Annotated in this window: 10 protein-coding genes and 3 pseudogenes; all 13 read right to left on the bottom strand. The window is 58.6% G+C overall.

From position 1 onward, the window contains the following. Positions 1–4 precede the first annotated feature (4 nt). The gene (locus JCM25354_RS12880; protein WP_025886308.1) at positions 5–841 is read right to left on the bottom strand and encodes a tol-pal system YbgF family protein; all 837 of its coding nucleotides are present in this window, start codon (positions 839–841) and stop codon (positions 5–7) included. 229 nt (positions 842–1,070) lie between these two features. Continuing rightward, complete coding sequence (gene pal / locus JCM25354_RS12875) at positions 1,071–1,547, bottom strand: peptidoglycan-associated lipoprotein Pal (RefSeq protein WP_025886307.1); 477 nt, start codon at positions 1,545–1,547, stop codon at positions 1,071–1,073. Between the two features lie 266 nt (positions 1,548–1,813). Then, complete coding sequence (gene tolB / locus JCM25354_RS12870) at positions 1,814–3,160, bottom strand: Tol-Pal system beta propeller repeat protein TolB (RefSeq protein ID WP_035447839.1); 1,347 nt, start codon at positions 3,158–3,160, stop codon at positions 1,814–1,816. A gap of 41 nt (positions 3,161–3,201) precedes the next feature. Further along, a pseudogene (locus tag JCM25354_RS18930) lies at positions 3,202–4,195 on the bottom strand (energy transducer TonB). Positions 4,196–4,212: 17 nt separating this feature from the next. Next, positions 4,213–4,647: a protein TolR gene (gene tolR / locus JCM25354_RS12850; protein WP_025886303.1), complete on the bottom strand. Its 435-nt coding sequence runs from the start codon at positions 4,645–4,647 to the stop codon at positions 4,213–4,215. A gap of 5 nt (positions 4,648–4,652) precedes the next feature. Further along, a complete protein-coding gene (gene tolQ / locus JCM25354_RS12845) occupies positions 4,653–5,396 on the bottom strand; it encodes a protein TolQ (protein ID WP_199899958.1) in 744 nt (247 codons plus the stop codon). Positions 5,397–5,466: 70 nt separating this feature from the next. Beyond that, positions 5,467–5,892 carry a tol-pal system-associated acyl-CoA thioesterase gene (gene ybgC, locus JCM25354_RS22700; RefSeq protein ID WP_243444067.1) on the bottom strand — a complete coding sequence of 142 codons (426 nt, stop codon included), beginning with the start codon at positions 5,890–5,892 and terminating at the stop codon, positions 5,467–5,469. After that, positions 5,881–6,924: pseudogene (gene ruvB / locus JCM25354_RS18925) on the bottom strand (Holliday junction branch migration DNA helicase RuvB); the annotation flags it as partial. The pseudogene ruvB and the gene ybgC, both read right to left, overlap by 12 nt. A gap of 64 nt (positions 6,925–6,988) precedes the next feature. Continuing rightward, the gene (ruvA, locus tag JCM25354_RS12835; protein WP_025886300.1) at positions 6,989–7,594 is read right to left on the bottom strand and encodes a Holliday junction branch migration protein RuvA; all 606 of its coding nucleotides are present in this window, start codon (positions 7,592–7,594) and stop codon (positions 6,989–6,991) included. After that, complete coding sequence (gene ruvC / locus JCM25354_RS12830) at positions 7,591–8,097, bottom strand: crossover junction endodeoxyribonuclease RuvC (RefSeq protein WP_025886299.1); 507 nt, start codon at positions 8,095–8,097, stop codon at positions 7,591–7,593. Before ruvC ends, ruvA begins: the two co-directional genes overlap by 4 nt. Next, positions 8,094–8,842, bottom strand: a pseudogene (locus JCM25354_RS18920) (YebC/PmpR family DNA-binding transcriptional regulator). The gene ruvC and the pseudogene JCM25354_RS18920 overlap by 4 nt, the downstream one beginning before the upstream one ends. A gap of 26 nt (positions 8,843–8,868) precedes the next feature. Then, a complete protein-coding gene (gene secA, locus JCM25354_RS12820) occupies positions 8,869–11,595 on the bottom strand; it encodes a preprotein translocase subunit SecA (protein ID WP_025886298.1) in 2,727 nt (908 codons plus the stop codon). Positions 11,596–11,792: 197 nt separating this feature from the next. Next, a partial coding sequence (locus tag JCM25354_RS21820) for a hypothetical protein (RefSeq protein ID WP_206777982.1) occupies positions 11,793–12,064 on the bottom strand: 272 nt, incomplete at its 5' end.

The following is a 12,064-nucleotide window of genomic DNA, read 5'->3' as shown; positions in this document are numbered from 1 at the left end:
TGCCTCAATGGCAGCTTGCACGCCCCTTGAATGTCGTGACTGCAGCTTTGACGCGCGGCGCCGGGGAGGGAAATTCTGCTTCCAGCTTCTGGAGGGCCTGACAGGCTGAATTCTTGTCACCCAGAGCCAGCATGGAGGCCGAAACACCAATAAGGGCTTCTGCGGCGCGAGGTGATTTCGGTGCCCGGTTATAGGCATCGTAATAGGCCAGCGCCGAATCCCGGTACTGTTTCTGCCCTGCAAGGGACTGAGCCAGCAAAAATTGCGATTCAAGCTTGCCGTTGGGTGTTTTGGCCAGTTTAAGCGCCTGAGAAGCGTCGCTCTGAGCCGTGTCGTAATCCCGTGCCTTGAGAGCAGCCTGCCCCGTCTTGAGAAGTTCTATCGCTGTAACCGGCTTATCCGGAGCCGCTGCTGGCACCGAAGGAGAGGCTACAGATGCCGCAGGTGACGCACCACCACCACCACCATTCTGGGAAGCAAACTGCATGTCATCGATCTTTTTCGAGACGGCGGCATTCTGCGTCTGAACCTGATTGATGAGCTGATCGAGTTCACCACGCATTTCCCGGTTTTCGTTTTCTAGTGTCGATACCCGTTGCAGAAGCTGAGAGACCAGATCACTACTTCCGGCAGGAACAGCCGGCGCTGCTGCAGTGGCCGTACCTGCACCCTGACCGCGGCTCTGCACCTGCTGAAGCTGCTCACTGAGCTGCTGGATCTGGTTCTGCAGGGCAATGCCTTCACGGCTAGAGATCTGTGCCTGAGCGTCAGGCATGACCAGAAAAGAAATCAGCGGAACAGTCGAGAGGATGAAGAACCGGGAAACTCGGGCACCGCGCATGGCGCATCCTTCAGTCAAATCGTGAGTGGGTGCGGGCAGGTTACCACGCAGAATCGAAGTCACCATAAAACAAAACCGGCTGGCGCATAAGCGCCAGCCGGTTTCAAGCTCTCTTTACCTTAGGGCGATCCGATCTGACCGACAGATCGAAAAAGGGGGCTGTTCTGGCTCGTGGCTGGAGAACCCCCGCCGTCAGGCAACAGAAACAGTCTCTACAGAGACTGCCCGATTACTTGACCGACGTGATCGCGTTACGGTTCTGAGCCCATGCCTGCTCGTCATCGCCGTCAGCTGTGGGGCGGTCTTTGCCGTAGGAAATTGTCGTGATGCGCGAAGGTGCTACGCCCTTGGCAACCAGATAATCGCGAGCCGCATTTGCACGGCGCTGACCCAGTGCGATGTTGTATTCTTCCGTACCACGGTCGTCGCAGTTACCAGCGATCTCGACGCTGACCTGCGGGTAACGGGCAAGCCATGCAGCCTGCTTGTCGAGGGTCGCCTGAGCATCGCTCGAAAGCGTGTTGCGGGCCAGATCGAAGAAGATGCGATCACCGACATTGGCGACCAGATCGGCTTCACTGCCGGGCGCAGCGCCGGTTTCCTGAGCCGTTGCACCTGCACCGGTCGATGCACCCTTGTTTGATTCGTCCGAGCAGGCAGCCAGAACGACTGCCAGACCAAGCGCACCGAGAAGCTTGAAATTCATTTTTGCCAACCCTGAATATAGTCCCCATCCGGGACCAGGAAGCGTGACGACAACTAATTATGAAGGTCGGAGTTCCCGTTTTGCTTGCTGGTTACCAGAACCATTGGGCCTTACCGATACCGACGACCAAGATCGGCCATACTCATTCCCGAGAACTGCGGTCAAGCGGGATGATAACCGTCACGAGGCATGTCGCGCGGATTTCATGATAAAGTCAGAACTTAGTGTCTCAGGCGCCACAAAACGCAGCGCCAGAGACACAGAAATCACCCTTGCAGAGGCGACCAGGCCGGATCGGAAGCACCGGTCGCAGTGCGAACAGGACGTTCATGAAAGCCGGTGATATCCACGGTTCCGATTCCACTTGAGAATCCGGCTCCACCAGCGCCTGATGCCGACTGACGACAGAAAGCAATCACGCGCCCGTTAGGACAGAAAGTCGGACTCTCGACTGTGAAGCCTTCGGTCAGGATACGCTCACCCGTACCATCCGGCCCCATGACGCCGAGAGAGAAGCGACCTCCAGCGAGTCGTGTGAAAGCGATCTGGTCCCCGCGGGGCGACCAGACAGGCGAGCCATAAGTCCCATGGCCATAGGAGATGCGTCGCGCTCCCCCGCCGGAAGCACTCATCATGTAAAGCTGTGGGGAGCCACCACGATCGGAATTGAAGACGATCTGGCTTCCATCGGGACTGAAGCACGGACTGGTATCGATCGCCCCTGAATTGGTGATCTGACGCTTGGCACCCGAACCGAGATCAACGACAAAGATATCGGACCCACCACCACGTGTAGCGGAGAGAACTACCTGACTGCCATTGGGTGAAAAGCGCGGCGCGAAGGAAATTCCCTCGAATTCCCCCAGCATGCGCTGACTGCCGGAACCAAGATCAAAGGTATAAACGCGCGGACGGTTATTGGCGTAGGACATGAAAGCGATCTGGTCGCGCACGGGGTTGAACCGCGGCGTCAGCGTCAGCCATTGTCCGGATGTCAGCATATGGCTGTTGGCACCATCCTGGTCCATGACGGCCAGTCGGGTAATCTGGTGATGACGCGGCCCGGTCCGGGCAATATAGGCGATACGGGTATCAAAATATCCCTTTTCACCGAGCATACGTTCGTAAATCACATCAGCGATCGTATGGGCTATCCGACGCCAGTTGGCGGCAGAAGCTGTATAGGCTGTACCCTGGATCTGTTCACCGGTCAGAACATTCCACAGGCGCATCTCAACGCGTGTGCTGCTCGACCCGGCCGCGCTACCGGTTACTGCAGCGCGCGCACCTTGCGCTTTCAGCGCGGCAAAATCCGGCGTGCCCGACGAACCGGGCAGAATGGAGAACAACCCGGTAGATTCGAGATCTGCCGAAACCACGCTGGTGATCTGTTCGCCAAGTCCCGGTCCGAAAGAAGGGATTGCAATGGGGATCGGCGCCGTACGCGCCTGATCGACCGTGATTTCAGCTTCACCCGGCGCGCTGGCAGCCTGCGCAAAAGCGCTCAGCGGCGTAGCCAGCAGACCGCCTGCGGCTATTGAAGCGCCAAGCAGGGAGCGGCGCGATAAAAAGGTGGAAAGGCTCTGTGCCTGATCGTCGGTCAACAGGGGCATATCGACTGGCATGACTTCGCTTCTCTTGCGCTCTTTGAGGATCATGGGCGGAACACGAATTTCAGTTCGTGCGTCTTGCCCAGAAGGTTTGAGGGTATTGGAAGTTTCGAACAGGTTGGACTCAGCACGGCATCACGAGCGCGTTCAGCCAATGCCCGATAGGATGGGTCTGCATTGGCCTTCGCCTGTGTATCGGGAGCGAAACGCGCCATTCTTGCCTCTCCGGTCGCATCGACGGTGACAATAAGATGCGCACTAAATGAGGCATAATTGCGTGCCTCTGTATCTTCCGAGTAGCAACGGCGCACAGAGCCGCCGATAGCTTTCTGTTCAGCAGCACTCAGTGCATTCGTGATGTCACCATTGGGCGCTCCTCCCCCGTTGGGCGCCCCACCCTGTCTCGGATTGGCCCGAGCTTTCGGAGGATGGGTCTGCTTCTGGTCCGCACGAAGCGAATCGAGAGTTGCCAGGAGCGAATGCGAATCGGCCTGGGTCTTCTTTGCCGCGTTTGGCTGCGTGATGTGCGAGAAGGTCGCGTCTCAGGCAGCTTGTCCACAGGCTGTGTCTGCGGTGATGGTGGCGCAACCTGTTTCGACGCTGATGGCGGTGACGGTTTGGGCGGTGACGCTTGATGGGCTCCGCCGTGTCGTCAACCATCTTTTCCGGTGTCTTCACATCGGGCAGAGGCGGCGTCTTGCTTTCCGCTGGTGGCGGAATGGGTGGCGGTGGTGGCGCAGGCGGTGGCGGCTCTTCCACAGGCTGCGGCGTCGGAGGTGTAGGCGCAGGTGGCGCGTCAGTTGGCGTAGGCGCTGGCGCCGGAGCAGGCTTGGGCGCAGGCGTATCGGCCTTGTGCGGAGTCGCAGGTGGGCCGGAATCCTCGAAAGCCATCTCGATCGGTGGGGGTTCGGGGGGTTCTGGCGGCTTGCTCATGGGCATCCGCACAAGAAGAAAGCCGATGAACAGCGCGTGCGCTGCCACCGACGCTCCCAGCGCATAGCGGAAGCGCCGGACATCGGACCGACGGGGACGCAGCAAGGCTGCTTCTCCTCTGGTTACTGGCCCGCGGCGGGCTGCTGGGCAAGCAGCGCCACGTGCGTGAAGCCACCCGAGGTAATCTTCCCCATGATGTCCATCACCTGACCGTAATTGATATGAGCATCCGCACGAACGAAGATGCGATGCTCCTTGTCATTCTGCGCCGCTTGCTGAAGCTGCGCGACGAGCTGGTCCGCCGATACGGGATCCTCGCCCAGATAAATGCCGCCATCCGCCTTGATCGACACCGTGATCGGCTTCGTATCGGCATTAAGCGGGCTTGCATCTGTCTTGGGCAGATCGACATTGACGCCGCTCGTCATCATGGGCGCTGTCACCATGAAGATGATGAGCAGCACGAGCATGACGTCCACAAGCGGGGTCACGTTGATTTCCGACGCCGGACGTCGCCTGCGGCCGCGCGCGGGGCCGCCCCCTGCAGACATGCCCATGGGCCTTAGCTCCGCTCTTCCGACTGACGTGAAAGGATCGCGGCAAATTCGGTACCGAAGGCGTCCATACGCTCGGCAAAATGATCGAGCGCGCTGCTTGTCACGTTGTAGGCGACATACGCCGGAATGGCTGTCACGAGACCAATGGCTGTTGCGAAAAGCGCTTCAGAGATACCGGGGGCAACCACAGCCAGATTGGTATTATGCATGGCAGCAATCGAGCCAAAGGCGTGCATGATGCCCCATACCGTGCCAAAAAGCCCGACGAACGGCGCTACCGGGCCGATAGTCGCCAATGCCACGACACGGCGGCTGAGACGATCCATCTCACGCGTGACTGTGATGTTGATGGCGCGATCCACGCGATCACGCACGCCACCACGGGCAAGATCGATGCCGGTAATCCGTGCAGAGCGTCGCCATTCACCCATCGCCGCGCCAAAAACAGCGGCCATCGGATGGAGCGGCTTGGCGCCGTCGGAGTCGTAGAGATCCTCCAGACTGCCACCGGACCAGAAACGGTCTTCAAACTCTGTTGCCTCGCGATTGACGCGACGCATCAGAATAATCTTCTCGATGATCACAGCCCAGACGAAGGCACTGCACAAGATCAGTCCCACCATGACCAGCTGCACCACGATGGACGCATGAAGGAACAAGTCCAACGGTGACAAACCAGAAGCGGCGGCCCCTAGGTCAGCCGCATTTACCGCTCGATCCAAAAAAACCTCCTGAGCTTCGTTCTGCATCACGCCTATACAGTGCAAGCGATAGCCTCGCCTATCCCGAATCGTTACGCGTTTTCGTTCCCGCCGATCCTCAGCCCTGATTCGATAACGCCTCGATTGAAGCACGCCATCGCGGCGGAATTCGGGCAGGCCGACCTGAACCTGGCACAATGCATGCCAGCTCGACTGTCAGCGTGGCAGCATGCATGTCGCCACACGTCACGACCTGACGCAACTGGCAACGCGCAGCCCCTATGGAATCAATTGACGTTGTGATTTCGGCCCAGTCGTCAAGCCGCAGAGGCTGGTGATATTCTATGCCCAGTTTTGTTACGACAAAGACCAGACCGGCCTCTTCCTGGAGGGCTGAAACCGGTGTGCCTGCCATACGCAGCGCCTCGGTGCGTGCTCGTTCAGCGAAAGCGAGGTAGCGCGCATGATAGACAATACCCCCTGCATCCGTATCTTCGTAATAGACCCGAAATCCGGCCTTATGCGCTTCATCGCCCTCTCCCAGCAAATCAAACTGCGTTGCCGTGGCCGAGGCTGGTGCTTTCATGCCGAGATGCGTCCAGCCACGCTCCCCCAGCATGCGGCCGCGTGACGTGCGCAGGACGAGCCCCTCCTGGATCAGATAGGGTTCGATCACGTCTTCCAGCGTATCGCGTGCTTCGGCAAGAGCGGCTGCCAGTGTCTCGACTCCTACCGGACCACCATGATGATGCTCGGCGATACGCAGCAGATAACGGCGATCCATGGCGTCCAGTCCAACCGAATCGACTTCAAGACGTGAAAGTGCCGCATCGGCCATTTGACGTGTGATGGCACGTCCTTCGGGTGCTCCTACAGCCGCGAAGTCACGCACACGGCGTAGCAGACGCCCGGCAATACGAGGCGTGCCACGCGAACGACGGGCAATTTCCTCGGCCCCTTCTTCGGTCAGATTCATGCCAAGCTTGGACGCTCCACGCGAGACAATCAGACGAAGTTCTTCCGGCGTATAGAAAACCAGACGCAGAGGAATGCCGAAACGATCCCTCAAAGGTGTGGCCAACAGGCCGGCACGAGTGGTTGCGGCCACTAGGGTGAAAGGGGCCAGGTCAATCCGCACAGAGCGCGCTGCCGGCCCTTCACCAATGATCAGATCAAGCTGGAAATCTTCCATCGCAGGATAGAGGACTTCTTCGATAGCCGGTTGCAGACGATGAATCTCATCGATGAACAACACATCATTGGGCTGGAGATTGGTCAGAATCGCCGCAAGATCCCCGGCACGCTGAATGACCGGCCCGGATGTCGCCCTGAATCCGACACCCAGCTCACGCGCCACAATCTGCGCGAGCGTGGTCTTACCGAGTCCCGGCGGACCATGCAGCAACACATGATCAAGCGCCTCGCCGCGGCTGCGGGCAGCCTGAACAAATACGGACAGATTCTCACAGCTGGTCCGCTGTCCGGTGAAATCATCGAGCGTCTGGGGACGCAAACCGTGATCACTGTCATCCATACGGCGTTCGGGATTCAGCGTGCCGCGATCTGTCTCACTCATAATCCTGCTCCACAGGGGCACAGTCCGTATGTGTTACCAATATGCAGCACGTCAAAGGCTCTGCTCATCTCGCGAGATCCTTCAGTGCCAGACGAATGATCTTGTCCAGGGTCGCCCCTTCATGCTCGATCAGGATCCGGCTAAGAACCGGCCAGGCTTCAGCGCGACGAAAACCGAGCCCTGCCAGGGCCTGAAGCGCATCAGTCTCGATGCTGCCCGCAACCGAGGCCGCGACCTTGCCCAGAGGCGCAGCGCCGCCACCCGGCATCTTGCCCACCTTGTTCTTGAGTTCGGTCACAATACGCTCTGCCAGACGCGCGCCCACACCGGCAGCACGCGTCAGCATGGCCTTGTCACCCGCGCTGATAGACAGGACCAGATCACCCGGCGTTGAAACAGAGAGAATTGCCAGCGCCACCTTGGCGCCCACGCCCTGAACCGTGGTCAGCAGGCGAAACCATTCCTGCTCATCAGAGGTCAGGAAACCAAAAAGCTGGATGGCATCCTCACGCACCACGGTCTCGATCAGAAGACGCGTCTTTTCGGGTGCAGCAGGCAGATTGGCAAGGGTTCGGCTGGAAGCGGAGACAAGATAGCCCACTCCGTTCACATCCAGAATACAGCGATCCGTTTCCGTGCTGACAATAACGCCGGTCAGAAGCCCGATCATGCCATACGCTTTCCGGCCTGAACGAGGCGTGACGTCTCACGGTGATGCGCGTGACAGATGGCCACGGCGAGAGCATCGGACGCATCGGCCTTGTGAATTACCGCTCCGGGCAGAAGGCGTTTGACCATCATCGTAACCTGCTCTTTCGTGGCCGCACCTGTACCTACAACCGATTTCTTGACCATCATGGCCCCGTATTCCGCTACAGGCAGCCCTTCATAGGCTGGTGTCAGCAGGGCAACACCACGCGCGTAACCCAGCTTGAGCGTTGATGACCCGTTACGGTTGACATAGGTTTCCTCAACCGCAGCCTCTGCGGGCTGATATTCGCGTATCAGTTTCTGCAAGGCACCGTGCAGTTCGCACAGGCGCAGAGGCACGGATTCAGCCCCGTCGGTTGCAATGACACCAGAGGCCACATGCTGAAGGCGATTGCCCTGCACATCAATCAATCCCCAGCCCATGAAACGCAGGCCGGGGTCGATTCCAAGAAGTCGGATCAAGCAGCCAGAGCCTGAGCGACATCATCGGGGATGTCGAAATTGGCATAGACCGCCTGGATGTCGTCATTGTCTTCCAGAACGTCGATCAGCTTCAGTACGGAGCGTGCCTTTTCCTCATCCAGCGTCACCGTGTTCTCAGGGCGCCAGTCGAGCTTGGCCGAGCTGGGTTCGCCGAACCTGGTTTCAAGCGCATCGCGGACAGCGAAGAGATTTTCCATGGCACAGGTGATCTCATGCCCGTCTGCTGTCAGCTCGGCATTATCAGCACCGGCCTCGATCGCCGCATCCAGCATGTCTTCCTCTGACGCTGCGGCAACCGGATAGGTCACGACGCCAAGACGCTGGAACATGAACGATACCGAATTGCTCTCCCCCATGGACCCGCCATGCTTGGAGAAGGCAGCACGCACTTCGCTGGCCGTACGATTACGGTTATCGGTCAGGCCCTCGACAATCACGGCAACGCCTGCCGGGCCGTAGCCTCATAGCGTACCTCGACATAATCCTCTCCGCCACCGGCACCGCTGGCCTTCTTGATGGCGCGCTCGACATTATCCTTGGGCATGTTGGCTTCACGCGCTGCAATCATGGCGGCGCGCAAGCGGGGGTTGGAAGACGGGTCAGGCAGGCCGGAACGGGCCGCAACCGTGATTTCACGCAGGATCTTCGCAAACTGCTTGGCGCGCTTGGCGTCCTGCGCGCCCTTGCGGTGCATGATGTTCTTGAATTGCGAATGACCGGCCATCCGAGCCTCTCCTCAACCTTGCTTTCTCAGGCCAGACGGCCATGACAATGTTTGAACTTCTTGCCCGACCCACAGGGGCAGAGCGCGTTGCGCGGCGTTTCCTGCGCATAACCCTGAGCTTCGGATATATTCAGACCATCGCCTGATGGTGCCTGGAACAAACCCGAAGGCTGCATGCCGACCTGCCGCGGCTCCAGCCCTGCAGACGAGAATCCCTCGTCATTGGGCGCGAAGATCTGCTGCGCCTCGGTACCGGGGAACGGATCAGCCTGCTGCACCACCTCGATACGCGACATGGTGGTGGTGACACGCAGACGCATGTCGTCCAGCATGGCTGTGAAAAGCTGGAAAGCCTCATGCTTGTATTCGTTGAGCGGGTCACGCTGGCCATAGGCGCGCAGACCAATACCCTGACGAAGCTGGTCAAGCGCATGAAGATGCTCTTTCCACACCGCATCGAAGGACGTCAGCAGAACCTGCTTTTCGATATGCCGCATGATGCTCGGCCCGATATTGGCTGAACGTGCCGCCTGTGCCTGGTTTGCTGCCTCTTCGACACGCTGGATAACAAGATCGGCGTCCATGCCGTCTTCCTTCGCCCATTCACGAATCGGCAGATTCAGATTGAGCAGGGACAGCAGATCGGCTTCGAGCGCCTCGCTTTCCCACTGCTCTGCGAAGGCCTTTTCGGGAATGCGGGCATGAACCGCATCCTCTATACTCTGCTGACGCAGGTCATGGATAATCCCGGAGACATCTTCCATCGCCATATATTCACGGCGCTGGGCGTAAACCTCCTTGCGCTGGTCGTTCATCACGTCATCATATTTGAGGACGTTCTTGCGCATGTCGAAATTGCGCGCCTCGACCTTTTTCTGCGCGCGTTCAAGCGCCTTGTTCAGCCAGGGATGAACGATGGCCTCGCCTTCCTTCATGCCAAGCTTGGTCCAGAAAGCCCCCATGCGCTCGCCGCCATAGATGCGCATCAGATCGTCTTCGAGAGACAGGAAGAAACGTGATGCACCCGGATCACCCTGTCGACCGGAACGACCACGCAGCTGGTTGTCGATACGCCGGCTCTCATGGCGCTCGGTACCGATCACATACAGACCGCCCAGCTCCTTTACCTTGCCGTGATTGACCGCAATCTCCTCACGCAGGCGACGGATTTCTGCCTCATGTGCCGACTCATCCTCGATCTTCTCGAGGCTTTGACGGATCAGCATGTCCAGATTGCCACCCAGTTTGATGTCCGTACCACGCCCTGCCATGTTGGTCGCGATGGTGATGGCACCCGGTGCGCCGGCCTGAGCGACGATCTGGGATTCCATCTCATGGAAGCGTGCATTCAGCACACTATGGGGAATGTTCTTGGCTTTGAGCTGATTGGACAGATGCTCGCTTTTTTCGATAGAAGTGGTGCCGACCAGAACCGGCTGCCCCGTTTTCGCGATTTCCTGGATAAGGTTGGCAACGGCTTCGAATTTTTCCCGTGCCGTAATGTAGACCTCATCATCCGTATCCTTGCGGGCAACGGGGAGATTGGTGGGAATCTCGACCACATCCAGCTTGTAGATCTCGGCGAATTCGTCGGCTTCGGTCATCGCCGTGCCGGTCATGCCCGAAAGCTTGGGATAGAGACGGAAATAGTTCTGGAACGTAATAGAGGCGAGTGTCTGGTTTTCAGGCTGGATCTCGACATGCTCTTTCGCCTCGAGCGCCTGATGCAACCCGTCGGAATAGCGACGGCCATCCATCATGCGGCCCGTGAACTCATCAATGATGATGACCTTGCCACCACGCACGATGTATTCGACATCGCGTGCAAACAGCGTATGGGCGCGCAGTGATTGCTGCACATGGTGCATGACGGCGATGTTATGCACGTCGTAAAGGCCACCTTCAGCGAGCACGCCCGCCTCATGAAGCATTGCCTCTACCTGATCGGAACCCTGCTCCGTCAGGATCACCGTACGAAGTTTCTCATCCCGCTCGAAGGCTTCCTTGTTCTTGACGAGCTGAATCACAACGTCATCGACAGCCCGGTACAGATCAGAGCTGTCATCCGCAGGCCCCGAGATGATGAGCGGTGTCCGTGCTTCGTCAATCAGGATCGAATCCACCTCATCGACAATCGCATGATAGAAAGGACGCTGGACCATTTCCTCCAGCGTGTATTTCATGTTGTCACGCAGATAATCGAAGCCGAATTCGTTGTTCGTTCCATAGGTGATATCGGCCGCATAAGCCGCGCGTCGTTCGTCATCGGAAAGATTGGGTATGATCACGCCCGTGGTCAGGTCGAGAAAGCTGTAAAGCTTGCTCATTTCCTCGGCGTCACGCTTGGCCAGATAATCATTCACCGTGACAACGTGAACGCCCTTGCCTGCGAGCGCGCTGAGATAGACAGCCAGTGTCGCAACGAGTGTCTTGCCCTCACCCGTACGCATTTCGGCAATACGCCCCGAATGCAGCACCATACCGCCCACAAGCTGCACATCGAAATGACGCATGCCAAGCACACGACGCGATGCCTCGCGGCAGACGGCAAAAGCTTCCGGCATGATCTTGTCGAGGTTTTCTCCCCCGGCGATACGGCTCCTGAACTCCTGTGTCTTCGCGCGCAGTGCCTCATCGTCGAGCGCCTGTACTGCGGGCTCGAGCGCATTGATTTCAGGCAGACGCTTCTGATAGCCCTTCAGAGAGCGATCATTGGCTGTGCCGAACACGGCGCGGGCGATACGAGCGAACATGACTGTCCTTCTGGCGACCTGGTCCGAAAAAAAACGGACCGCAAACTGAGAGGCGGGGTATCCCGACCCGCACGTATCAGGTCATTCCGAAGCCAGGGGCGATGGAAACCGGAATACGGCGAAAGCGTAGCGCACCCGCCGAAGCAGGATCGGGATCGTCCACGCGGGAAAGGAGATAGGGCGCACCCATGCCCCGGTCAACCGAGTGCCCCCGCTTCATCCCCTATGAACAGGCGTGAATGCACGTTTTCTTCATGACGAGTATCATCAAAACACCGCATCAGCCCGAAAGCGGCCTTGTCGCGCGATAAAGCCTGCGCCATGTTGGCAAGAGTTCCACGAGATTTTCGAGGTTGTTTCTCCATGCGGCTTATCCGCCCGGCCCTTTTCTGCGCTGCTCTCCTCTCCGGCACGACTCTGGTGGCTCCGGCCTTCGCGGCCCCTGCCCCTGCCGCCCCGGCGAATGCAG

This window comes from Asaia prunellae JCM 25354, from assembly GCF_000613885.1.
Classification (GTDB): Bacteria; Pseudomonadota; Alphaproteobacteria; order Acetobacterales; family Acetobacteraceae; genus Asaia; species Asaia prunellae.
The sequence above is the reverse complement of the archived record's forward strand: the minus strand, read 5'-3'. Positions and strand labels throughout refer to the sequence as shown.